Genomic DNA, 23,854 nt, shown 5'->3' on the forward strand with positions numbered 1-23,854 from the left:
TTTAAAACTTTAAAAATAATAACCCTTTAAATTAATTACACATGAAAAAAATTACTTTATTATTCATAACGACATGCCTGTGTTATATGAATGGGTATGCACAAACCCCTTTCTGGAGTGATAGCTTCGAGGACACAGGTTCCCCTTCCAGCGGAACCAGAAGTGCTCCTTCTGCGTTTACAACTAATACCAGTAGAATTTTCAATATTACCAATGATGCAGGAGTTAGCATTGTCGGAGCTGGAGTTGTAGGCAATTCATATGCTTACATAGGGGCTGACGGAACTAAATTCTGGGCCGGAGAAGATACTGATAACGGACAAACAATTACTGCAGCTAATGTATTAAAAACAGTAACCTGGACTATCAATATTTCTGGCAAATCAAATATCAAATTAAAAGGCCTTTTCGCTGCCGGTAATACTGTTGGCAATGCATATGAAAACGGAACAGCATCTTCTACAGGAGTATTTGATTATATGTCTATGCAATATCGTATAGATGGAGGTCCTCTTCAAAATTTGTTGAGTTTTTATCCCTTAGCCAATCTGGCAAGCGGATTGTTTCCTGATAACGATTTTGACGGAAATGGAGATCTGGCAACACTACCTTTAAGCAATATATTCACAGAATTTACGGGAGATGTTAATGGAACCGGGACCACTTTGACACTATATATGAACATGTCAATGACTAGTTCCGCTGAAGAAGTAGCAGTTGACAACTTAAGATTAGTAGAAGTCCCTTTAGCGTCAGCACCAACAGATATTGCTCTTTCGGCTACAGCTATCAACGAAAATGTCGCTGCTGGTTCAACTGTAGGAGTGCTTTCTTCTGTAGATCTGGATTTAGGCAACACTTTTACCTATACTTTGGTATCTGGAACGGGAAGCACTGATAATGCAGCTTTCTCTATCAGCGGGGCCAATCTGCAGATTCTGGCAAGTCCGGATTTTGAAACTAAATCTTCGTATTCAGTACGTATTAGAACAGCAGATCAGGGTGGGCTTTCTTTTGAAAAAGCTTTTACAATCAATGTAAACAACCTGAACGAAGTTCCTACAGACCTGGCACTTTCAGCAACAGCTATCAACGAAAATGTCGCTGCTGGTTCAACTGTTGGGGTTTTATCTTCTGTAGCGGGGCCAACCTGCAGATTGCCGCAAGCCCGGATTTTGAAACTAAATCCTCATACTCAATCCGTCTAAGAACGGCCGATCAGGGTGGGCTTTCTTTTGAGAAAACTTTTACCATCAACATCAATAACCTGAACGAAGTGCCTACCGACTTAGCTCTTTCTTCTACTATCATCAACGAGAATGTAGCTGCAAATACCCCTGTAGGAACTTTATCTTCTACAGATCAGGATACAGGAAATACTTTCACCTATACTCTGGTAGCCGGAACCGGTGATACAGATAATGCGACTTTCTCTATAACAGGAAACAGTCTCAGAATTAATATAACTCCAGATTTTGAAACAAAATCTTCTTATGCAATACGCGTACGTACAACAGACCAGGGTGGACTAGCTTTTGACAAAGAATTTACGATTACTGTTAATAATGTATGTGAAGTAATTGATACAGTGACTCAGGCTTCCGGCGTATTAACAGCTGATCAGGCTGGAGCGATATACCAATGGATCCAATGTCCTGCTACTATATTAACAGGTGAAAACGGACAATCTTTTACACCAACAGCTATTGGTTCTTATGCGGTTATAGTAACCGTTGGATTATGTAGTGTAATATCAACATGTGTAAATGTAACTACATTAGGTAATCCTGATTTTGAAGAAAAATCTAAGTTTGTAATGTATCCTAATCCAAGCAAGGGTATAGTAAATATTGAATCTGATTATGATGCTGATTTAAACATTGTAAACCAATTAGGTCAGACAGTTAAAACTGAAAAAATTTCATCAGAAGAAATTAATACCTTCAATATTGAAAACCTTGCAGATGGAGTTTATTTTGTAAACGAAAAGAAAGGAAACAAAACCATTACACATAAATTGATTCTAAAAAAATAATATAAAAAGGTTTTATAAATTCATTAAACTTAGAGAGGGAAAAATCATTAGATTTTTCCCTCTCTTTTTATAAATTACAAACTATTATTTTCTATTTTAAAACGGCACATCACTATCATCATCGTCATCATTTAGATTACTTCCGAAAGCTTCATTTGCAGAAGGAAGATTTTTAGTAATAAACGGATTATCATCGTGATTCATTTTTGATGGTAAATCATCATAACTTCCTGAGAAATCATCAAGGTTATCGAACTTACCAAGATGCCCTAAAAATTTCAATCGAATGTTTTCGATACCACCATTACGGTGCTTTGCTATCATTATTTCTGCCTGACCAGCAGTTGGCGACGCTTCGTCATCATCCCATTCATCAATTTTGTAGTATTCTGGTCTATATAAAAACGATACAATATCAGCATCCTGCTCGATAGCGCCAGATTCACGAAGATCCGATAACAAAGGTCTTTTACTTGATCCACGGGTTTCTACAGCACGCGATAACTGCGAAAGTGCAATTACCGGAACGTTGAGTTCTTTTGCTAATGCTTTTAAGTTTCGTGAAATGGTTGAGATTTCCTGCTCACGATTCCCCCCCCCTTTATTATTTCCCCCAGCAGTCATCAACTGCAAATAATCAATAATAATAATTTTAATACCGTGCTGCGAAGCTAGACGACGACACTTTGCTCTTAAATCGAAAATAGAAAGAGATGGGGTGTCATCAATAAACAATGGTGCTTTTTCTAAGTCCTTTACTTTGGTACTTAACATGGTCCATTCATGCGGCTCTAATTTACCTGTACGTAATTTTTCTGATGACAATCCTGTTTCAGAAGAAATTAGCCTCGTAATCAATTGGACAGAAGCCATCTCCAGAGAAAACAGAGCTACTCCGTGTCCGAATTGAATGGCAATATTTCTGGCCATAGAAAGTACAAACGCCGTTTTTCCCATTGCAGGTCTGGCCGCAATAATAATTAAATCACTAGGCTGCCACCCCGAAGTTAGTTTATCCAGATTAGTGAAACCGGTTTCAACTCCACTTAATCCCTCTTTTTTAGAAATTTCTTCAATTTTCTTTTTAGCTTGTAAAACTAAACTCTGTGCAGTTTCAGAACTACGCTTGATATTTCCCTGAGTTACTTCATATAGTTTTGATTCGGCCTGATCCAATAAATCAAAAACATCTGTAGTTTCATCATACGATGCTTCTATAATTTCAGATGAAATTCTAATTAAACTTCGCTGAATAAACTTCTGAAGAATGATACGGGAATGAAATTCAATATGTGCAGAAGATGCAATTTTTTGTGTAAGCTGAATTAAATAAAAATCGCCTCCGGCTAATTCTAATTTTCCATTCTTTTTTAACTGGCTGGAAACGGTAAGTAAGTCAATTGGCTGCGTTTCAGTAAAAAGCTGTATAATAGCTTCAAAAATATATTTATGCGCATCTTTATAAAACGCATCAGGCTGTAAAATATCAATTACATCATCAACCCCTTTTTTATCAATCATCATCGCGCCAAGAACAGCCTCCTCTAAATCAAGTGCTTGCGGCGGAAGTTTTCCTTTTTCTAAATTAATAATTGTGGTTTTATCTACCTTTACAGGGTTTATATTTTTGAAATTTTCCATTTAGCGAAATTAGCGAAATTTAAAAAAATATTACTATCTAGTTATAAGTAATAATTGTTTATAAATAAGTATTTTTTGTTCATAACCAAAAAAAAATCCGAAACGGTAAGGCTTCGGATTTTAAATCATTTTTTATGAATTTACTCTTTAAACTCTCCCATATTACTGTACTTGTCCATTCTCTGGGCAATTAAGTCGGCTGTTGATAAATCTTTCAATTGATTATATCCTTTGGTAATATATTCTGCTACAGTTTTAAAAGTAGTTTCTCTGTCATAGTGTGCCCCGCCAAGTGGTTCCGGAATAACATCATCAACTAAATTTTGCTTTTTCATATCTGATGACGTTAATTTTAAAGCATCAGCAGCACGTTCTTTGTATTCCCAGCTTTTCCATAAAATAGAAGAGCATGATTCTGGGGAAATCACAGAATACCAGGTATTTTCTAACATATAAACCCTGTCTCCAACTCCTATTCCTAAAGCTCCTCCGGAAGCACCTTCACCAACAATGATGGTGATAATTGGCACTTTCAAACGAACCATTTCAAAAATATTTCTGGCAATTGCTTCTCCCTGTCCTCTTTCTTCTGCTTCTAGTCCGGGATATGCTCCAGGGGTGTCTACTAAAGTTAAAACCGGGATTCCAAATTTCTCGGCCATTTTCATCAAACGTAAAGCTTTACGGTATCCTTCCGGATTAGCCATACCAAAATTACGGTACTGACGTGTTTTTGTATTAAAACCTTTTTGCTGACCCACAATCATAAACGACTGACCGTTTATTTTACCAAGTCCGCCTACCATAGCTTTGTCATCTTTGAATCCACGGTCGCCATGAAGTTCTAAAAATGTATCTCCACAGATTGCCCTGATGTAATCTAAAGTATAAGGCCTGTTTGGATGCCTTGATAATTGCACACGTTGCCAGGCAGTAAGATTTTTATATATTTCTTTTTTAGTTTGCTCTAATTTTTTGTTGATTTCCTGACAGGTAGGTGTTACATCAACATCAGATTCTTTTCCAATTATAACACACTTTTCCAGTTGTTCTTCAAGTTCTTTGATTGGAAGCTCAAAATCTAAATATTCCATGGATTTTTGAATTTTGTTTTTAAATCGAACCGCAAATATAAAAATATTATATCATTGGTGTAAATAATTCACACTAAACTATTAATATGTAATTTATAAATAAGTAAAATATTACTTTTTTTTCTTGTTTTGAGAATGCTTGAAAACACCATTTAAAATAACGGTTATTACTATTATCAAGGCGCCTATATAAAATTCGACACTCATTTTTTCTTTTCCTCCTAAGATAAAATAAGCCAGCATAATTCCGTAAACAGGCTCTAAATTAGTGGTTAACATTACCGTGTAAGGCGTTAGTTTCTGCATTACTTTTACAGAGGCAGTAAATGCATAAGCCGTACAAACCGAAGCCAAAATAAATAATAGGCCCCAATTATATAATGAGAGGGTAAAAAAATCTGCTGTGAATTTTCCCTGTACCAAAAAATAAAGAGAAATAAAAAAAACACCGGCACCGAATTCATAGAATGTTATAAGTGAAGGCTCATGATCTGAGATTAATTTACCATTCAATAAGGTAAATACAACCCCTAATATAATAGATGCCAAAGCATAATAAACCCCTGTAAGATATTTAATTTCAACCTGTAATATCAAAGCAAGCCCGACAATGATAACAAGCCCGAAAAAAACTTCATACCATAATATTCTTCTTCCATAAAAAAGGGGTTCTAATAAGGAAGCAAAAAAAGCACCTAATGAAAATATGGAAAGCGTAATTGAAACATTGGAAACATGGATAGCCTTAAAAAAGAAAATCCAGTGCAATGCAATTAACAGCCCTACAAAAACCAATTTAAAAAACTCCTTTACCGGAACCTGAAAAGATTGTTTTTTATAAACAATAAATGCCCCTAAAAAAAGTAAGGCCAACAACATTCTATACCAAACCAGATTATCGGCATCGATTGTGATCAAGGCTCCTAAAATGGCAGTAAATCCCCATATAAAAACAATTAAATGAAGATTTAAATAGCTTTTCAAATTATCGTTTCGCATTGCGTAGTAAGTAAATAGCCAGAATTCCAAAAACTATGTTCGGAAACCAAACAGCTAAAAAAGGTGAGAAAGTTGATTTTTCAGCAAGGGTACCAAATATTTTGTCGAAAAACACAAATGAAAAAGCAATAGCAATTCCTATCGCCAGGTTAACCCCCATTCCTCCACGACGCTTCATAGATGAAACTGCCACCGCAATAATTGTCAGAATAAAAGCAGAAACCGGCACACTGTATTTTTTATAAAGCACTACCAAATATGTATTGATATTTCCGGAACCTCTTTTGCGTTCCTTATCAATAAAATCAATTAAATCGCCTAAAGAAAGCGTTTCTGCAATATAGACTACCGGAGTTAAATCTGCCAGTTCAAACTTAAATTTTACTGGTTTTTCAGGGTTTTTCTCAATCAAATCATTCAACTCTCCGACCGTTCTTTTGGTGTAGTCATACAAAATATAAGTCTTCTTTTTAGGATCCCAGGTAATTCTGCTTGCTGTAATTTTATAAGTCAGTTTGTCTTTTTCAAAATGCTCAAGCGAAAAATTAAAAGCTGTTTTAGTTTCTTCATTAAAGCTATTTACAAAAATGAAATCGTTATCATTAACCTGCCTGTAAACATTTGTGTTTTCACCCCGCATCAGCTGCTTACCATTTCCTTTTAAATAAGTATATCTAAAATTATTGAATCCTTCGCTGGCGGCAGGTACTATAAAGAAACCCATTACTAATATAAAAGTAGAAACAATTGTAGCTCCTATAATAAAAGGTCTTAAAAAACGTGCAAACGAAATTCCAGAGCTTAAAATAGCAATGATTTCGGTATTATTTGCCAGTTTTGATGTAAACCAAATTACCGATAAAAACAAAAATATCGGAAACAACATATTGATAAAATAGATTGTAAAGTTGTAATAATAAAAAGCGATTTCCATGAAAGGAATTTTATTCTCCAACATCTTATTTATCTTTTCAGAAACATCAACTACAATTCCGATTGGTGCAAACAAAAGCAGCATCACAGAAAAAGTGCCGAGATATCTTTTCAAGATATATTTATCTATTATTGACAACATAATATATTTGTTTTTGTTTCCGGTTTCAAGTTCTGCCGATGAAACTTGAAACTAAAAAACTTGAAACTCTTTATAATCTTTGACTCATATTTTTAACCATCATTTCTTTCCATGGTCTGAAATCTCCTGCTAAGATATGCTTTCTGGCTTCACGAACCAGCCACATATAAAAACCAAGATTATGAATTGTAGCAATTTGCTTTCCTAAATATTCATTGGCGGCAAACAAATGGCGCAAATACGCTTTCGAATATTCTGTATCTACAAAAGTATGTCCCATTTCGTCAATTGGCGAAAAATCAGCTTCCCACTTTTTGTTTTTAATATTGATTGTACCATTTGCCGTAAACAACATTCCGTTTCTGGCGTTACGTGTTGGCATCACACAGTCAAACATATCAATTCCTAACGCAATATTCTCTAAAATATTAATTGGAGTACCAACCCCCATCAAATAACGGGGTTTATCTTCTGGCAAAATCTCACAAACCACTTCGGTCATGGCATACATTTCTTCTGCAGGCTCCCCTACTGACAATCCTCCAATCGCATTTCCCTGCTGCCCTGAATTCGCAATATATTCTGCCGACTGGCGACGTAAATCTTTATAAGTACTTCCCTGAACAATCGGAAAAAATGTCTGCTCATAGCCGTATTTATAAGGCACTTTATCCAGATGATTAATACAGCGATCCAGCCATCTGTGTGTCATGTGCATTGAGCGCTGTGCATATCGGTAATCGCAAGGATAAGGCGTACACTCATCAAAAGCCATAATAATATCGGCTCCAATAGTACGCTGGATTTCCATTACATTTTCCGGCGTAAAAAAGTGATATGAGCCGTCAATATGCGACTTAAACTTCACTCCTTCTTCCTTAATCTTTCTGTTTGAAGAAAGAGAATATACCTGATATCCTCCAGAATCTGTCAAAATATTACGATCCCAATTCATGAATTTATGCAATCCGCCTGCTTTTTCGAGGATCTCAGTCTGCGGACGCAAGTATAAGTGATACGTATTTCCAAGGATTATATCCGGGTTAATTTCCTCTTTAAGCTCACGCTGATGCACCCCTTTTACAGAAGCTACCGTTCCAACAGGCATAAAAATAGGAGTTTCTATAACTCCATGATCAGTTGTAATACTTCCGGCCCTTGCTTTCGACTGCGGATCTTTTTGTAATAAATCAAACTTCATCTGTTTCTTTTTTCAGGGTGCAAAGATAGGTTAATTTCGAGAATTAGATAATTTGACAATTAGAAAATTAGATAATGATTAACAAACCTGGAATTTGGGAAATTAGACAATTGGACAAATAGAAAATTGATTATGATTTTACAAACTTGGAATTTGATTTTCTCCAATTTAAAATTTCATTTTTTATTTGGGCGTTCCCCAAGGGCCGGGCTATCCGCTATATCTTTTGCTCCAGATATTTTAGTTTTTAATCAAGAAATTTTCGTTGTCGCAAAAGGATGTCGCTGCTATCCCTAACGCAAACGGTCCTTCAGGAAAGTTTATTGACAAAAGAATGTAAAAACTGCAACGATCAGATTACTAAAGTATAACAGTTCCTGCAATTCCTTTTGTAATTTTAATATTCAACTAAAAATTTTAGAGTCATGATAAACGCAGATGAAAAATTAGATCAAATCAAGGATGACCAAATCGAAAGAAACCTTGAAAACATGAATTATGATGCAAACGAAGACATCTACAATCAGGAAGAAAGATTAGAAGATATTGATCCTCAAAACATTTCTGGAGAAAGAATAATCAATAATGACAATCATGAGTGGAAACAAAACAGCGACAAACTTGGTAATGACTTAGATATTCCAGGCTCAGAACTTGATGACCAACAGGAAGAAATTGGCTCTGAAGACGAAGAGAACAACTATTACAGCGAAGGCGATACAGAATAAACCTTAAATTTATTTCAAAATTAAAGTCCCATTGGGGCTTTTTTTGTTTTAATTTTCATCAAAAAACAACAAAATAGAAACATCTCTTTTCGAAAATCTAAATCATTTAGATTATTTTTTTAAGATTAATAAAAAAAGCATCAGAATTTCACAATTGCAGCAAACTAAAGCAGAAAATCATTTGTCAGCCCGCAAAATAAAAATTACTTTTGCACCAGTTTAACTTTTACATATAAAATGAAGCCTAACACACAACAATTAAGCGATTTAACGATCCAGGTAAGAAGAGATATTCTTAGAATGGTACATGCTGTCAACTCAGGTCACCCAGGTGGTTCATTAGGTTGCACTGAATTTTTGGTAGCACTTTACCAAAACATTATGGAACGTAAAGAAGGTTTTGACATGGATGGAATCGGAGAAGATTTATTCTTCCTTTCAAACGGTCATATTTCACCTGTATTTTACAGCGTTTTAGCGAGAAGCGGTTATTTCCCTGTTTCAGAGCTTGCTACTTTCAGATTATTAAACTCTCGTTTACAAGGACACCCTACAACTCACGAAGGTTTACCTGGGGTTCGTATGGCTTCCGGGTCATTAGGACAAGGTTTGTCTGTCGCTCTTGGTGCTGCACAGGCTAAAAAATTAAATGGTGACAATCACTTAATTTACACTTTACACGGAGATGGTGAATTACAGGAAGGTCAAAACTGGGAAGCTATCATGTATGCTTCTGCAAAAAAAGTAGACAACCTTATCGCAACTGTTGACCTTAACGGAAAACAAATCGACGGAACAACTGACGAAGTTTTAGCAATGGGAAGTTTAAAAGCTAAATTTGAAGCTTTTGACTGGGAGGTTATTGAAATTACTAAAGGAAACGACATCGAATCTATCATTGGCGGAATGAATGAAGCAAAAGCAAGAACAGGAAAAGGAAAGCCGGTTTGTGTATTACTTCATACCGAAATGGGTAACGGTGTAGATTATATGATGTACAGTCATGCATGGCATGGTAAAGCACCAAATGATGCACAGCTTGCAACTGCTTTAGAACAAAATTATAACACTGGAGGCAATTCAGATTATTAAATAAAAGCTTATGCCTTAAGCGGTAAGCCTTAGCTTTTCGCCTAATGCCTAATGCGTACAGCAAAGAAACAAAAATGAAAAAATATACAAATACAGGAAGCAAAGATACCCGTTCAGGTTTTGGAGCGGGAATGACTGAATTAGGTCAGAAAAACGAAAAAGTTGTGGCATTATGTGCTGACTTGATCGGATCATTAAAATTTGATGAATTCAAAAAAAACCACCCGGAGCGTTTTTTCCAGATTGGTATTGCAGAAGCCAACATGATCGGAATCGCTGCAGGTTTAACAATTGGAGGAAAAATTCCTTTTACTGGAACTTTCGCCAACTTCTCAACAGGAAGAGTTTACGACCAAATCCGTCAGTCTGTTGCTTATTCTGATAAAAATGTGAAAATCTGTGCTTCTCACGCTGGTTTAACCCTAGGAGAAGATGGAGCTACACACCAAATCCTTGAAGATATCGGATTAATGAAAATGCTGCCAGGAATGACTGTAATCAATACTTGTGATTACAACCAGACAAAAGCTGCTACATTAGCACTTGCAGATCACCACGGTCCGGCTTATTTACGTTTTGGCCGTCCGGTTGTACCTAACTTTACTCCTGCTGACGAACCATTCGTAATTGGAAAAGCTATTATGTTAAACGAAGGAACTGACGTAACAATCGTTGCAACAGGCCACTTGGTTTGGGAAGCAATTGTGGCTGCCGAGGCTCTTGAAGCAAAAGGAATTTCTGCAGAGGTAATCAACATTCACACCATCAAACCTCTTGACGAAGAAGCTATTTTAAAATCTGTAGCTAAAACCAAATGTATTGTAACTGCTGAAGAACACAATTACCTTGGCGGTCTTGGAGAAAGTGTATCAAGAGTATTAGCTTTAAACACTCCTGCTCCACAGGAATTTGTTGCCGTAAAAGACAGTTTCGGTGAATCCGGAACTCCGGAACAATTAATGGAGAAATACAAATTAAACAATCAGGCGATTGTTGAAGCTGTAGAAAAAGTAATCAAAAGAAAATAATTTCAATTTTCTTAATCATAAAAAACCTCGAAATTCACATTTCGAGGTTTTTTATTTTCCCTTACAATTCTATTTTTTTAGCAGTTACCGTAGTAACTTTAGTGGTATTATGATCTTTATCCAGATGAATCTTTTTTCTACCTGGCGCAGTATACTCATATTTATTTTTCTTAATCTTAACTCCAGTTACAGGATCCACTTCCTCCACAACTTCTAAAAATGCAGGAATCCCTTTCGGCTCACTATTTTTACTTTCATCTGTATTAGGAGTTGTCGGATCATCTAAAACCTTAAACGCTTCAAAAGGATAGTAACGACTCGGTCCAAAATCACCCCCAAATTCAGCAGTTGGTTTTGTAATTTCTAAGAGAGTCGTATATCCATCACCATCATCATCCATATCTAAGAAATCCGGAATACCATCTTTATCAGTATCATCAGGATTTACCGGAGCATTAGGATACAATGTTGTATTGCGGTAATCATAAAGATATCCATCACCATTTAAATCTTCATCAATATCTAAAATTCGATCATTATCATGATCCAATCTTTGTAAGGAATATAATTTAAAACTAAAAATCAATGGAGAATAAGCAGGGATAGCCACAGATCCTCGTGAATTTCCTGTATAATATCCTAAGCCGGAAGGAATAAATAATACGCCAGCACCAAAATTCTCGTATTTAGCAGTTCCATCTTCCCGTATAGAACTGGTTCCGGTTTTAAACTGAGGAAAAACTTCACCCCAACCTACCACTGCACTATATAAATCGACAAAATCCACGTCAGCCTGAGGAAATTTTATTTCCTGAAAAAGCGTTGTTTTTAAATGAGCTGGCACTATAGGCGATGTAGTAGTTGCTTCAACACGAGTCATATACTCTCCTTTGTAACCAGCCACAACAAGATCTGTATTCATAGGCGAAACACCCGTACCTTCTCTCAGCACTAAATAATACATTTTGTATGCAACACCATGCAAACTAATATTTCTTGATAAAAGCCTAGGAAAAGAAGCACTATTAAGATAAGACATTATAGAAGGCTGAGTAACCGGATCAGTAATTTTAGATATTACAACATCCTGATCTTCCTGATTACCAGGACTATCAACAATTGTGATGTAATATGTATTTAAATACTCTTCAATATTAGCATTATCCGTATCATATTGTACTTTATAATCTCTTAACGGTTCGACTTTAACATCATCATCATCATCTTTTTTGTCACAAGAAACCAAAACAGTTGCCGCAGTAAATAGTAAAATAAAAAAATATTTAAATTTATTCATTATTGTTAATTTTTTAGGTGCGCAAGATACAATATTGATTTATTTTTGTAAAGAATTTAACTCCGATTTTAGAAAAATTATGCGAATAGACAAATACCTCTGGTGTGTAAGATATTACAAGACAAGAAATATGGTTACTGAAGCATGCAAAAAGAACCATATTACTGTAAATGGTCAGGTTGCAAAACCATCGAAAGAAGTTTTTCCTACAGACAGAATTACGTTTAGAAAAGATCAGATTACCCAGATAATAACTGTCCTGGATATTCCCGAAAGTCGTGTAGGAGCTAAACTTGTAGATATCTACAGAAAAAACGAAACTCCACCTGAAGCATACGCTCATTTAGAATTCTTAAAACTTTCAAAAGAACATTACCGCAAAAGCGGAACAGGAAGACCAACCAAAAAAGACAGAAGAGATATTGACGAGTACGGGAATGAAATTTTTGATGATGAAGAAGAAAATTAAATTCCAATTTTTCAAAATACCAAATTCCAAAACTTACATCTCTAAAAATCTAATTATACAAATTCAAAAATTAGCATTTCCTTTTTCAAAAATTGGAATTTGGAATTTTTATATTGGAATTTTTAAATTTGTACATTAGCAAAAAAAATAAATCATGAGCAATAACATCATCTTAACCAATCAGGAAATTGAACATAAAATAAAACGTATCGCTTATCAAATTTATGAGACTTTCGTTGATGAAGATGAAGTTGTGATTGCCGGAATCGCTACTAATGGATCTGTTTTTGCCGAAAAAATCGCTTTAGCACTAAGCAATATATCTACTCTTAAAATTTCTTTATGCGAAGTTATCATAGACAAACAAAATCCTCAATTACCCATACAGACTTCTTTAGGTGTGTCAGAATATGAAAACAAGGGATTGGTACTGGTTGATGATGTGCTGAATTCAGGAACTACATTAATCTACGCTGTTCGCCATTTTCTGGATGTCCCATTGAAAAAATTCAAAACCGCGGTACTTGTTGACCGAAACCACAAAAAATATCCTGTAAAAGCCGATTTTAAAGGAATTTCACTCTCTACATCTTTATTAGAACATGTAAAGGTTGTTTTTGATGAAAACGGAGGCAATTACGCCTCTTTAAGCTAATATTTCCAAAATATCCCGAACTGTCTCTTCAACAGTTTTATCATCGACAGAAACTTTATGTTGCGCATGGTTGTAATAAAAGCTTCTGTCGAACAAATGTTTCGCAATAAACTCTCTCATTTCTTCCTCATCCATATTCGCAATTAACGGACGTTTGCTTTTATTGTATACTAATCTATTATACAAAGTATCTATTGAAGCTTTTAAATAAATTGAAACAACATCATCTCTCTTTAACAATTCATGATTATTAGCGTAACAGGGTGTTCCACCACCCAAACCGATTATACTATTTTCTGAAGACTGAAGTAATTCCACAAACATTTCATGTTCTAATTTTCGAAAATAGATTTCTCCATACTTCTCGAAAATCTCTTTTATATACAAATTTGCTTTTTTTTCAATACAATTGTCTAAATCCAGAAACGGAATATTGGTAGTTTTTGATAAATTTTGGGCAATTGTAGACTTTCCGCAACCCATATAACCTAATAATATGATTTTTTTCATTTTAATAAAACCTTATAAACTAAGGCATTGTGAGATTTGGTTAAAAAAAGACAAATTTATAATAATTTTGCTTGGAAATAATAAAATAAACTCCTTATATTTGCACCCGCGTTCAAGAAACATAAAGACTCGATAGCTCAGTCGGTAGAGCACATCACTTTTAATGATGGGGTCCTGGGTTCGAGCCCCAGTCGGGTCACAAATTTTGTGATTAACAAATTAAGTTTCTTGAAGCAATGACTCGATAGCTCAGTCGGTAGAGCACATCACTTTTAATGATGGGGTCCTGGGTTCGAGCCCCAGTCGGGTCACTAAAGGTCGAGTATTCATTTACTTGACCTTTTTTCTTTTTCGGCCATGTGGAGAAACGGTAGACTCGCCATCTTGAGGGGGTGGTGCTCGCAAGGGCGTGAGGGTTCAAATCCCTCCATGGTCACTTTAAATACCTATTTTTAGGGCATCGCAAAGCTTTTGCTAAACATTTGCTAAACAATTTAGAAAATGTGTAGTAGAAGCTTTTTCATTTAATCCCTTTCATACTCCCGATTACAATTAAAGTTCAATTCAAATAATTAAGTAGCTGAATAAAAACATTCGTTTTTTATTTTATATTAGCATTAATTATAAGAAAATATTTAAGTATATCTTAAATAGCTAACAGAAATTTCATTACTCAATAAGCAAACAATTATAGAATGGCTAATATAAAATATCAAACAAATAAGGGAAAAATTATTGAAGGAAATTCAATAGAACTCTTGAGTGGAGATATGAAAGAAGAGTTAAAAGGATCGGTAAATTTAATTATCACTTCTCCTCCTTTTCCTTTAAACAATAAAAAACAATATGGGAATGAGAAAGGAGATGAATATTTAAAATGGTTTGTTGAAATGGCTCCGATTTTTTCTGACTTGTTAACTGAAGATGGATCTTTAGTTATTGAAATAGGGAACTCATGGGAACCAAACAGACCAGTCCAATCATTGTTGCATTTAGAATGTTTGTTTGGATTAGTAAAGCACCCTGATGCAAATTTGAGATTAATTCAAGAATTTATTTGTTATAATCCTTCGAAATTACCATCCCCCGCTCAATGGGTAACAGTAAATAGATTTCGAACTGTTGATAGTTACACTCATGTTTGGTGGTTAGCAAAATCTGATTTCCCTAAAGCTGACAATGGTAAAGTATTAAGACCATATAGTAAAAGCATGTTGGCTTTATTAAAAAGGAAAAAATATAATTCAGGAAAAAGGCCTTCTGAACATCATATTAGTGAAGATGGTTTCCTGAAAGATAATGGGGGCAGTATTGCGCATAATTTTTTTGAAATGGAGCAGGTTGATAATAATAGAGAAGTTAGATTACCACATAGCGTATTAAGTTTTTCCAATACAAATTCAAATGACTATTTTTTAAAAACTTGTAGAGAAAAGGGCATTAATCCCCATCCCGCTAGGATGTCAGGAGGATTGGTTAATTTCTTCATTAATTTTTTAACTGATGAAAATGATTTAGTCCTTGATCCATTTTCTGGAAGTAATACCACAGGATATTGTGCTGAAAAGTTAAATAGAAAATGGATTTCATTCGAAATATTAAAAGAATATATTGATCAAGCTATAATTAGATTTAGCGAAACTGAAACTAATCATCAATTAGTAGAAACTTATGAGTAGTACTTTAGATAGATTAAAAAAAATAATATCAATTGATCCTTTAGTACAAGGAAAACAAGATGATTTATTTATAGGACATCCGTTTTCATTAGATTATAATAAAGCAAATGTTTTAATCTGTGACGATGACAAAGAACGTGTGAAAGGAATTGCACAAGGAGCATTTTTGTTGGCATTTTATGATAATGAAGAGACTGTTGAAGAAGCTATTTTATTGAGAGCGCTCGCTCCTGCAAAACTTCCAACTGATAATACTGTGGTAAGTTCGATGATTGAATATTATAAAGATAACCTTCCCACGTCAGGTAAAACCTCAAAATTAGATGATTTTACAAGATACGAATTTAGTTTCTCAGGACTTGAATGTAGAGTATTAGGCACTTTTTACAGGAATAGTATTGGAAAAGTTGAATTTGGTGCTGATTTGGAAAATTTTTATTCTTCTCATCATTACAGTGTATATAAGATTAATAAAGAAGTTTTAGAATTTATTGTAAATCAAAGAGATTCATCAGATATAATCGCAGGTAATGAAAATGAATTTGCGATAGGACATGTTAGATATAGCTCAAGCCAAAGATTTCAAACTCAAAATATAGATGAAAGATCTGATGTTTATATAAATCCAGCTGATTTATTAGGAAAAAGAACAGCTTTGTTTGGAATGACAAGGACTGGAAAATCTAATACAGTAAAAAAAATAATCCAAGCTACGGCTGAAATGTCTTCTAAAGCTAAAAATAGTGTTTTAAGACCGGACGTTAATGTTGTAGACAACCTTAAAACATTTGAAACAAGCGGAGCACCAAAATATCCGGTAGGTCAAATAATTTTTGATATTAATGGCGAATATGCAAATGCTAATATGCAAGATAATGGTACTGCTATTTATGAGATGTATAAAAATGATGTTACCAGATATAGTGTTATTGAAAAGACAGGTTTTCAAGTTATGAAAATCAATTTTTATAAGCAAATTTTGGCGGGATTTGAATTGATCAAAAGCTATCTAATCGAAGATAACTCCGGATTTGTAAAAAGTTTTTTAGCTATAGACTTAAGCGAGCCTGAAGATAAAAATGATAGAAGTGCTATTTGTAGATGGGAAAGAAAAAGAGCTGCATATTTATGCTGTTTAAAATTGGCAGGTTTTACGGTACCTTCAAATATGGGTACGATTAAATTTGAAGGCAATAAAGAATTAAATAAGTTAGTTAAGGATGATGAGACATTAGATCCCAGTAGGGGGATTAGTTTTGATCAAGCTATAAACTGGTTTCAGATTATTTGGGATAATTATGAAAGCAATGATTACTTCACAAAGTATAGGAAGAAAAATGATAAGGAATGGGCAGATGAAGATCTCAAAGCTATTCTAATTTTTTTGACTAGGAAACGCATTTCAGGCAGGGCAGTGGATAATAATGGTTATTTAAAATTAAGAGGCATTATTGAGCAACATACAGCAACAGGAGAGGAAGCTTTTACATCTCACATATTAAAGCAATTAAGAGAAGGTAAGATTATAATTGTTGATATTTCACAGGGAGATCCAAGCATTCAAAGAATGTATTCTGAAATGGTTTGTAATAGCATTTTCAAGGATTCTATGTATCAATTTATAGGTAATTCTGCAAATAATTTTATTCAGTTTTATTTTGAGGAAGCTCATAATTTATTTCCTAAAAAAGATGAAAAAGACTTAAGTCAAATTTACAATAGAATTGCAAAGGAAGGAGCCAAATTAAATTTAGGAATGATTTATGCAACTCAAGAAGTAAGTTCAATTAGTTCAAATATTTTGAAGAATACTCAAAACTGGTTTATTGCTCATTTAAATAATGAAGATGAAATTAGAGAATTAAGAAAGTATTATGACTTTGATGATTTTGCTGACTCATTAATAAAATTTAGTGCTAAAAATGATAAAGGTTTTGTTAGAATGAAAACGTATTCAAATCCATTTATTGTACCAGTTCAAATAAATAAGTTTTCTGTTTAATTTATATTCTAAGTTATGGCTTATAGTACAAGAAATGGAAGACGACCAGATGAATTAGCAAGTAAATCATCGCATTCACACATAATAAATGATGAAACAGTCAAAGCATTTATTAGTAGCTGTGAATACCCAAAAGAGATTGATCAAATTACTTTAGATCAATCTTTAAGACATAAAGTTGAATATCTTGAGCCGAATCCAATACAACATATTTTAGCTGTAGATGGTAGTTATTCGACAGTTGCAGTAAAAAAAACTTTTCCATCATCTCTCATCTCTTTTTTTCAATTTGGAGAATTAGTCTTAAATACTAAAGATCTTGATGAAATATCTCAAATGAGTTTTATTTCACGAGAAGCGATGTCTAAAATAAAAGAATTAGAAAGAAGTAAGTTCGTTCTTCCTACCAAAAATGTGTCTTATAAATCAAGCATGACACTTATAGATTCAGTAAGAAAAAGTATTTATGAATTTTTTCGAAATAAAAATGATGGAACAAATCTACTAGAAACTTTACATTGGTTATTGTTTGAATTATATGATAAGCCTCTTGAATATTGTGATCCTTTATCTCGATGCCCAAATTGTGATGAGCCAAATGTTCCTTTTTTTCGAAATGATTTCAATAACGAATATATATCAAAATCCTGTAAAGTTTGTAATGAAGATATATTTATAACGGATATATTTAGGTTACATGAGGCGGTTGATAATGAATTAGGAGCTGGAGGCATACTAGGGTATTTAACAAATTTGATTGAGCAAATTAATATAATACATACAATAAAAAATATTAAAGCTTTAAGATCTGATTTGTTGAATAGTTTTTTATTTATTAAAGATGGGCCATTAGCATTTTTTGGACAAACGGCTAATATGCACAAACCATTAAGGAGATTGTGTAATTATTTATTTGAGCATCATAATTTATATCTGGCAGGACTAGAAAAATCGGGAGCATTTGTTGAACATGCACATGAAATCAAAGATCTCCTTAATCCAGGTGAGGTATTTTTATTGAGTAATAAACATATCTATACTTATATTTTACCGAATGATCCTGAAACTCCTAATCCTTATGCTAGTACTTCATATTATAGTTCAAAAATAATTTTTAAATCGCAAGATGAAAGAATGTATGTATTAACAATTCCTGTTGAGAATAAGGAAGTTGTGATGAATCCACAAATGTCAAATTTTAAAAATCTGGATATAATCCTTTTAAATATTGAGAAATTAAGATGCGATATGTATGATAATGCTATCGTTCCAGTTGCCTTGGCAAATAAATTAATTTCTTTGTCAAACCATCCAAGTTCAATTCTTCTAGAAAAATTTGCAAAAACTTTAGTTAAATGATTTATATAGATAGAAATAGTTTTCCAGTTCCAGAAATTTTTCAGTCAGACCGAATTAAAATATCAATAAAAAGACTTGAAGAATTTTACATGGCATCAGATGAAAGCAAAAGTCAAAGAAGGTTTTCAAGACCTTTTGAAGTTCAAATTTTATCTGCTATTAGAGAGCCATTATTTCAATTATTTAATAAAAAATGTGCTTATTGTGAATCACTAATAGCCACAGCAACGAGTACAGGTGCCATTGATCATTTTCGTCCAAAAAGTAGTACAAGAGGCTTGGAAAAAGATTTTGCAAAAGAGCATTATTGGTGGCTTAGTTATGAATGGAGAAATATGTACTCTGCTTGTGATTTATGTAATAGATATAAGGCAAACTGGTTTCCAGTAGAAGGGAAGAGAGTAAAGCTTAAGACAGCATATGAAGATATTCTCGTTAAAGAAAACGCTCTTTTGTTAGATCCATGTAATGATAGGCCGGAAGAACATCTGATATTTGATGAGCAGGGGAAAGTTGATTTTTTATCACTAAAAGGAAAAACTACAATCGAAATTCTTAAACTTAATAGAGAAGAATTGGTTAACGCACGACAGATTCAATTAAGAGAACTTTATAGTGAATGGGAACTTTTTACAAAATTATATAGACGAGAGAAAAGTAATCGAAGAAAAATAAAAACAATAGTTGAGAATTGGGATAGGCTTTTTACTCAATTTTCAGAATTACCTTATTTAGGAATTCTAAGATTTATGCTTTCAAAATGGATTGATAATCGTCCAGAAATACAAGAGTATCTGGCAAATGGAACATATAATGACGAAATTCTAGAAGAATTAAAAAGTCATATATCATTGAACTTGGAGCATTTTGAAGCAAAAAAAGAACTTAATGAAGAAGAAAAGCAAATTATTGAAGATAAATTGAATATCAAATTGTTAAAACATATTTATATACAAAAAATAGAAATTAATAATTTTAAGTGTTTTTCAAATATTGAAATTGATTTTGAAAAAGATGCAAAAGATGATGAAAATGTTTCAAATGAAGATTTAAAAGGTGAGCCATGGTTGCTCTTTTTAGGAGAAAATGGTGTTGGAAAGAGTTCTGTTTTAAAAGCTTTGGTTATTGGGTTATCAGGTAATGAATATTTGAAAACTTTAGATATTAAAGGAAAAGACATATTAAAACACGATGCTGAAGAAGGTTTCATTAGAATTTATTTAGTTAATGAAGATGAACCAATTAAAGTTGATTTTAATGAGCGTGAAATTATATCTTCTATTGATCTACCAATTGTCAATTTACTTGCTTATAACTCAATTAGATTAAGTCCAAAAAAAGGTAAATTAATAGCGGAAAGGAATAAATTTGAAAATGTAAAAGTCAAAAATTTATTTGATTATTCTGTTTCATTAATTGATGCAGATAAGTGGCTTTTAGGCAGGCCTAAAAAAGTCTTTGACAGAGTAGCTTTGACTCTGAAGGACTTAATGATGCTTGAAGATGAAGATAAAATAGAGATAATAAAAGGGGTTGTATCTATAGTTAGAAATAATGATGTTTTTACAGTTGACGAATTGAGTGATGGTTATCAGTCTGTTTATTCTTTGGCAGTAGATATAATGGCGACATTTGTTAGTGAAAAAACTTCTTTCGATCTTGTGGAAGGAATGGTATTAATTGATGAGATAGGCATCCATTTGCATCCAAGATGGAGGATGCAGGTAGTAGATCGTTTAAGAAAGGCATTTCCTAAAATTAATTTTGTTGTAACTACTCATGAACCTCTCTGTTTAAGAGGTTTAAGACTAGGAGAAACAGTTGTGTTAACCAAAGATTCAGAAAAAGAAGTTATAGCAATTACGGAATTGCCTGATCCAAGCGAACTAAGAATAGATCAGATCTTAACATCTGATTTTTTTGGACTAAATAGTACAATTGATCCAGAGACAGAAAAATTATTTGAAGAGTATTATCAAATTCTTGCATTAGATGATGTAGATCGAAGCAATGAACAAAAAAATCAATTATTATATTTTAATAAAGTTATTCCAAAAATTAAACATTTAGGAGACAGTTTAAGGGAAGAGCTAATATATTATGTTGTTGATGAACTATTAGCAAAAAAAACAAGAAAGGAAGGACTAAGATTAGCCGAAGCCCTTAAAAAAGAAGCTTTAGAAAGAGTAGAAAGTTTATGGAAACTAATAGAATCTGAAAATAATTAAGATATGATTTTTGTAGATAGAAGTAAAGTCACAGAACCAGATATTCTTAGTAACCAAACACGAAGAGGACACTTGGAGACACAAGAAGCTATTAGGCATTATTCAGTACTTAATTTGACAACTGCATTTAATTTTAAAGTATATAGACATGCAGAGGTAAAAAAGGCTTTAATTGATTTATTTAAAGGAAAATGTGCATATTGTGAAAGTACTTTTTTGCATGTTTATTCTGGTGATGTAGAGCATTTTAGACCAAAAGGAGAAATAGAAGAAGTTGCTGAGCCTAAAAAGCCGGGCTATTATTGGTTGGCTTCAAATTGGGATAATCTATTATTGTCTTGCAGAAATTGTAATCAAAAATTATCACATCTAATGTTTGGACAAGCAGGAAGGGTAACTATGGGGAAAATGAATCAGTTTCCTCTTTCAGATTTAGACAAGTATGTTAGAAAACATGATAACCCAACTGGAATAGAAAGTGAAGAAAAATTTAGGTTATTATTAAATCCTTGCATTGATAACCCTGAAAAGCATCTAGAATATGGTGATGAAGGCGTGATAAAAGCAAAAAAAAATGAAGATGGATTACTCTGCGAAAAAGGTTTAAAATCAATTGATGTTTTTGTTTTGCAAAGAGTTCATTTGGTTCAATCTAGAGAGAAAACATTAATAGACATTGAAGCTCAGATACAAAGAGTTAAAGAAGCAGTCGAGAATTATAATTTTCATATAGCTGATCTCAATGATTCAAAGAAATTTTATTTTGAGAAAATTTTAAAGAGAGAATTGGATAGATTGTATAAATTCTTAAAGCCAGAGGAACCTTATCTAGGAATGGCACGGCAAGTCATTGGGAAATTTCTAGATCTTAACTTTGGAATTAAACTAAAAAACTAAATCCATTTTTTAACTAATTAAACAATATTTATTTTAAAGAATGGAAACATATACTCAAAATATAAAAAATGAAGCTCGTAAAAAATTAATTAAACATGCCATTGATTCATTGACTATTGAAAGAAAAAAAAGTTATTTGGTTTCTAAGGAGCATTTTGAAAAAATTACAGATCATTTTAATTCATTGTTGTTTAGAGCACTTGGAAATAAAAATTTTGAATTCATTAGTCAATATAATTGGTTGTTTTTTGGTGGTAAAAATAGTTGGTTTCAGTTTTTTGAAAATAATTGTAAGCCAAAGGAAGCTGATGAATTGAAAGTTTTGTACTTATCTGGACCCGAACCGTATAATGATATCGAAATACTTTGCAACAATGGGATTAGGCTTGAAAATATTTGGGCAATTGAATCTGATAAAAAGATATATGAACAGGCTTTAAAATCTTTGATTAATGAAAAAATTCAGATTAAAATTCATCGAGGATCATTAGCTGAATTTTTTGAAATGACAAATCATGAATTTGATATAGTTTATTTTGATGCATGTGTTCCAATTCTTTCACAAGGACAGTCTCCTTTGGAAATACTTAAACAAATTTTTTTAAATAAAAGACTTGCAAGTTTATCAGCACTAATAACAAATTTTTCTGAGCCAGGAAACAATTATAACTGGGGAGACATATTAGCGACTTGGTTTGCTACAAAAGAATCATATGAAGTACCCGAAAAAGATGATGAATTTGGACTGACTTCATTTGAAAAATCAATTCAATTTGAAAGATATAGTAAGTTTATAAATGATAATATAGATGTATATTACGATACATTTTTGACTCATTTCATTCCTGCAATGGCATCAGAAATAATTCCGATGTGGCAACTATCTTCTCTGGGTGCTGTTCAAAACAATCACTTACTTAATGAAAAGGTACTTTATCGTGAATTAAATAATATTAAAAATCATAAAGTAAATTCGGAGAAAGAGTTTATTACTGAAGTACAGCATTATTTACTTGCAGTTGATTCATATCCTTTATTGAATTGGGCAAGATTAATAAATGAACATTTTTCCAAAGATCATCAACTTAGTCGTTTTATTAAGAGTACAAGAAAAAAGATGAATATTGAAGATGCTTTATACATTGGCAGTTTGCTTAAACGTTTTGAAGAATCTGATAGTGGCTTTAAAACGTTTATTCATAATATATGCGGAGATAAACTGAAAGAAACGCTTACTGAGTTAGATTTTTTTGACCGAAATTTAAGGCTAACATGTGATATTCCAATGAAAAATATATTTATAGAGTTGTTAATTGGGTTATATGGACACCCATATATAGCTCATGCTGAAAAAAACTTTGGATTAAAATACAAAGCTAAACAGACTTGGATGTATTCTAATGTTTTTGTGTTTGATCAATGCCGTTATTTATATGATTATTTACCAACACTTGATTTATGGGAGAGCTTTTTCGAGAATCTCTCTAATCAAACAATTATAAGGGCTTGTATTGACGAAATCAGACGTAATCATTTAAATTTAAATAGCGAGCTTTTTAAATGGGGATTTATTGAAGGGGTTTGTGGTCCATTTAATTGTTCTGGACTTTCAGAAAGAATTAATTTAAATAATTTACAAAAAAACAAGGAAGGATAAATCAATATCCTCCCTAATTATCAGCCGGCTTTTTCAGTGGTTTTTTAATAAAGGAGAAACCGTCTCAAAAGATTGGTTATTCAAAATACAGCATAACTCCTTCTATTAAATTTCAATGCTGAAATAATAATATGGAAAAACCGGTCAATTTGACCACCTAATTCCGGAGTAAATTGACCACGCGTTCCGTAGCAAAGTGACCACCTGA

Annotated in this window: 20 protein-coding genes and 3 tRNA genes; 16 read left to right on the plus strand and 7 right to left on the minus strand. The window is 33.1% G+C overall.

Annotated features, from left to right (window positions below; translation table 11 throughout):
* Nucleotides 1-41 precede the first annotated feature (41 nt).
* Both GXM16_RS22200 and GXM16_RS22205 read left to right on the plus strand, forming a co-directional pair.
* Nucleotides 42-1,208: a cadherin repeat domain-containing protein gene (locus tag GXM16_RS22200; protein WP_163396689.1), complete on the plus strand. Its 1,167-nt coding sequence runs from the start codon at nucleotides 42-44 to the stop codon at nucleotides 1,206-1,208.
* A 68-nt stretch (nucleotides 1,209-1,276) separates the two neighbouring features.
* Nucleotides 1,277-2,035 carry a T9SS type A sorting domain-containing protein gene (locus GXM16_RS22205; RefSeq protein ID WP_163396690.1) on the plus strand — a complete coding sequence of 253 codons (759 nt, stop codon included), beginning with the start codon at nucleotides 1,277-1,279 and terminating at the stop codon, nucleotides 2,033-2,035.
* Between the two features lie 96 nt (nucleotides 2,036-2,131).
* Here the strand turns inward: GXM16_RS22205 and dnaB are convergent, their stop codons facing one another.
* The 5 genes from dnaB to tgt form a co-directional block, all read right to left on the minus strand.
* Complete coding sequence (dnaB, locus tag GXM16_RS22210) at nucleotides 2,132-3,676, minus strand: replicative DNA helicase (protein WP_163396691.1); 1,545 nt, start codon at nucleotides 3,674-3,676, stop codon at nucleotides 2,132-2,134.
* A gap of 140 nt (nucleotides 3,677-3,816) precedes the next feature.
* Nucleotides 3,817-4,770, minus strand: coding sequence for an acetyl-CoA carboxylase carboxyltransferase subunit alpha (locus GXM16_RS22215; protein ID WP_163396692.1), 954 nt, complete (start codon nucleotides 4,768-4,770; stop codon nucleotides 3,817-3,819).
* 111 nt (nucleotides 4,771-4,881) lie between these two features.
* On the minus strand, nucleotides 4,882-5,769 hold the full coding sequence (locus GXM16_RS22220; protein WP_163396693.1) for a DMT family transporter: 888 nt from the start codon (nucleotides 5,767-5,769) through the stop codon (nucleotides 4,882-4,884).
* Entirely contained in the window at nucleotides 5,756-6,844 is a 1,089-nt protein-coding gene (locus GXM16_RS22225) for an LptF/LptG family permease (RefSeq protein ID WP_163396694.1), read from the minus strand. Before GXM16_RS22225 ends, GXM16_RS22220 begins: the two co-directional genes overlap by 14 nt.
* Nucleotides 6,845-6,914: 70 nt before the next feature.
* On the minus strand, nucleotides 6,915-8,045 hold the full coding sequence (tgt, locus tag GXM16_RS22230; RefSeq protein ID WP_163396695.1) for a tRNA guanosine(34) transglycosylase Tgt: 1,131 nt from the start codon (nucleotides 8,043-8,045) through the stop codon (nucleotides 6,915-6,917).
* 425 nt (nucleotides 8,046-8,470) lie between these two features.
* On the opposite strand from tgt, the gene GXM16_RS22235 reads away from it, so the two are divergent.
* The 3 genes from GXM16_RS22235 to GXM16_RS22245 all read left to right on the plus strand — a co-directional run bounded on the left by GXM16_RS22235 (nucleotide 8,471) and on the right by GXM16_RS22245 (nucleotide 10,893).
* On the plus strand, nucleotides 8,471-8,773 hold the full coding sequence (locus GXM16_RS22235) for a hypothetical protein (protein WP_163396696.1): 303 nt from the start codon (nucleotides 8,471-8,473) through the stop codon (nucleotides 8,771-8,773).
* Between the two features lie 237 nt (nucleotides 8,774-9,010).
* Entirely contained in the window at nucleotides 9,011-9,865 is an 855-nt protein-coding gene (locus GXM16_RS22240; RefSeq protein WP_163396697.1) for a transketolase, read from the plus strand.
* Nucleotides 9,866-9,939: 74 nt separating this feature from the next.
* The gene (locus tag GXM16_RS22245) at nucleotides 9,940-10,893 is read left to right on the plus strand and encodes a transketolase family protein (protein ID WP_163396698.1); all 954 of its coding nucleotides are present in this window, start codon (nucleotides 9,940-9,942) and stop codon (nucleotides 10,891-10,893) included.
* Between the two features lie 61 nt (nucleotides 10,894-10,954).
* On the opposite strand, the gene bamM is transcribed toward GXM16_RS22245, so the two are convergent.
* On the minus strand, nucleotides 10,955-12,190 hold the full coding sequence (gene bamM / locus GXM16_RS22250) for a BamM family beta-barrel-assembly machinery protein (RefSeq protein ID WP_163396699.1): 1,236 nt from the start codon (nucleotides 12,188-12,190) through the stop codon (nucleotides 10,955-10,957).
* Between the two features lie 79 nt (nucleotides 12,191-12,269).
* Between bamM and GXM16_RS22255 the strand changes: the two genes are divergently transcribed.
* Both GXM16_RS22255 and GXM16_RS22260 read left to right on the plus strand, forming a co-directional pair.
* Complete coding sequence (locus GXM16_RS22255; protein WP_163396700.1) at nucleotides 12,270-12,659, plus strand: RNA-binding S4 domain-containing protein; 390 nt, start codon at nucleotides 12,270-12,272, stop codon at nucleotides 12,657-12,659.
* A 154-nt stretch (nucleotides 12,660-12,813) separates the two neighbouring features.
* Nucleotides 12,814-13,314, plus strand: coding sequence for a phosphoribosyltransferase domain-containing protein (locus GXM16_RS22260; protein WP_163396701.1), 501 nt, complete (start codon nucleotides 12,814-12,816; stop codon nucleotides 13,312-13,314).
* Here GXM16_RS22260 and GXM16_RS22265 read toward each other — a convergent pair.
* Nucleotides 13,306-13,824, minus strand: coding sequence for a shikimate kinase (locus GXM16_RS22265; RefSeq protein WP_163396702.1), 519 nt, complete (start codon nucleotides 13,822-13,824; stop codon nucleotides 13,306-13,308). The two genes, GXM16_RS22260 and GXM16_RS22265, sit on opposite strands and share 9 nt — an antisense overlap.
* Nucleotides 13,825-13,950: 126 nt before the next feature.
* Between GXM16_RS22265 and GXM16_RS22270 the strand changes: the two genes are divergently transcribed.
* The 9 genes from GXM16_RS22270 to GXM16_RS22310 all read left to right on the plus strand — a co-directional run bounded on the left by GXM16_RS22270 (nucleotide 13,951) and on the right by GXM16_RS22310 (nucleotide 23,646).
* Nucleotides 13,951-14,023 (plus strand) — tRNA-Lys (locus GXM16_RS22270).
* A gap of 39 nt (nucleotides 14,024-14,062) precedes the next feature.
* Nucleotides 14,063-14,135, plus strand: a tRNA-Lys gene (locus tag GXM16_RS22275).
* 42 nt (nucleotides 14,136-14,177) lie between these two features.
* A tRNA-Leu gene (locus tag GXM16_RS22280) sits at nucleotides 14,178-14,260 on the plus strand.
* Nucleotides 14,261-14,519: 259 nt separating this feature from the next.
* Nucleotides 14,520-15,503, plus strand: a complete 984-nt coding sequence (locus GXM16_RS22285; protein ID WP_163396703.1) for a DNA-methyltransferase — start codon at nucleotides 14,520-14,522, stop codon at nucleotides 15,501-15,503.
* Nucleotides 15,496-17,505 carry an ATP-binding protein gene (locus tag GXM16_RS22290; protein WP_163396704.1) on the plus strand — a complete coding sequence of 670 codons (2,010 nt, stop codon included), beginning with the start codon at nucleotides 15,496-15,498 and terminating at the stop codon, nucleotides 17,503-17,505. Before GXM16_RS22285 ends, GXM16_RS22290 begins: the two co-directional genes overlap by 8 nt.
* A 15-nt stretch (nucleotides 17,506-17,520) precedes the next feature.
* The gene (locus GXM16_RS22295; protein WP_163396705.1) at nucleotides 17,521-18,864 is read left to right on the plus strand and encodes a DNA double-strand break repair nuclease NurA; all 1,344 of its coding nucleotides are present in this window, start codon (nucleotides 17,521-17,523) and stop codon (nucleotides 18,862-18,864) included.
* The gene (locus GXM16_RS22300; RefSeq protein ID WP_163396706.1) at nucleotides 18,861-21,092 is read left to right on the plus strand and encodes an AAA family ATPase; all 2,232 of its coding nucleotides are present in this window, start codon (nucleotides 18,861-18,863) and stop codon (nucleotides 21,090-21,092) included. Before GXM16_RS22295 ends, GXM16_RS22300 begins: the two co-directional genes overlap by 4 nt.
* A 3-nt stretch (nucleotides 21,093-21,095) precedes the next feature.
* Entirely contained in the window at nucleotides 21,096-21,989 is an 894-nt protein-coding gene (locus tag GXM16_RS22305) for a hypothetical protein (RefSeq protein ID WP_163396707.1), read from the plus strand.
* A gap of 40 nt (nucleotides 21,990-22,029) precedes the next feature.
* A complete protein-coding gene (locus GXM16_RS22310; protein WP_163396708.1) occupies nucleotides 22,030-23,646 on the plus strand; it encodes a hypothetical protein in 1,617 nt (538 codons plus the stop codon).
* The last annotated feature ends 208 nt before the right edge of the window (nucleotides 23,647-23,854 follow it).

Source organism: Flavobacterium limi (genome assembly GCF_010645075.1).
Taxonomy (GTDB): domain Bacteria; phylum Bacteroidota; class Bacteroidia; order Flavobacteriales; family Flavobacteriaceae; genus Flavobacterium; species Flavobacterium limi.

Coding starts and splice junctions, on each gene's coding strand:
- GXM16_RS22220 (WP_163396693.1), bottom strand. CDS start 5,769: ATGCGAAACGATAATTTGAAAAGCTATTTAAATCTTCATTTAATTGTT.
- GXM16_RS22310 (WP_163396708.1), top strand. CDS start 22,030: ATGGAAACATATACTCAAAATATAAAAAATGAAGCTCGTAAAAAATTA.
- GXM16_RS22225 (WP_163396694.1), bottom strand. CDS start 6,844: ATGTTGTCAATAATAGATAAATATATCTTGAAAAGATATCTCGGCACT.
- GXM16_RS22300 (WP_163396706.1), top strand. CDS start 18,861: ATGATTTATATAGATAGAAATAGTTTTCCAGTTCCAGAAATTTTTCAG.
- GXM16_RS22295 (WP_163396705.1), top strand. CDS start 17,521: ATGGCTTATAGTACAAGAAATGGAAGACGACCAGATGAATTAGCAAGT.
- GXM16_RS22265 (WP_163396702.1), bottom strand. CDS start 13,824: ATGAAAAAAATCATATTATTAGGTTATATGGGTTGCGGAAAGTCTACA.
- GXM16_RS22305 (WP_163396707.1), top strand. CDS start 21,096: ATGATTTTTGTAGATAGAAGTAAAGTCACAGAACCAGATATTCTTAGT.
- GXM16_RS22245 (WP_163396698.1), top strand. CDS start 9,940: ATGAAAAAATATACAAATACAGGAAGCAAAGATACCCGTTCAGGTTTT.
- GXM16_RS22260 (WP_163396701.1), top strand. CDS start 12,814: ATGAGCAATAACATCATCTTAACCAATCAGGAAATTGAACATAAAATA.
- GXM16_RS22255 (WP_163396700.1), top strand. CDS start 12,270: ATGCGAATAGACAAATACCTCTGGTGTGTAAGATATTACAAGACAAGA.
- GXM16_RS22235 (WP_163396696.1), top strand. CDS start 8,471: ATGATAAACGCAGATGAAAAATTAGATCAAATCAAGGATGACCAAATC.
- tgt (WP_163396695.1), bottom strand. CDS start 8,045: ATGAAGTTTGATTTATTACAAAAAGATCCGCAGTCGAAAGCAAGGGCC.
- GXM16_RS22290 (WP_163396704.1), top strand. CDS start 15,496: ATGAGTAGTACTTTAGATAGATTAAAAAAAATAATATCAATTGATCCT.
- GXM16_RS22200 (WP_163396689.1), top strand. CDS start 42: ATGAAAAAAATTACTTTATTATTCATAACGACATGCCTGTGTTATATG.
- dnaB (WP_163396691.1), bottom strand. CDS start 3,676: ATGGAAAATTTCAAAAATATAAACCCTGTAAAGGTAGATAAAACCACA.
- GXM16_RS22215 (WP_163396692.1), bottom strand. CDS start 4,770: ATGGAATATTTAGATTTTGAGCTTCCAATCAAAGAACTTGAAGAACAA.
- bamM (WP_163396699.1), bottom strand. CDS start 12,190: ATGAATAAATTTAAATATTTTTTTATTTTACTATTTACTGCGGCAACT.
- GXM16_RS22240 (WP_163396697.1), top strand. CDS start 9,011: ATGAAGCCTAACACACAACAATTAAGCGATTTAACGATCCAGGTAAGA.
- GXM16_RS22285 (WP_163396703.1), top strand. CDS start 14,520: ATGGCTAATATAAAATATCAAACAAATAAGGGAAAAATTATTGAAGGA.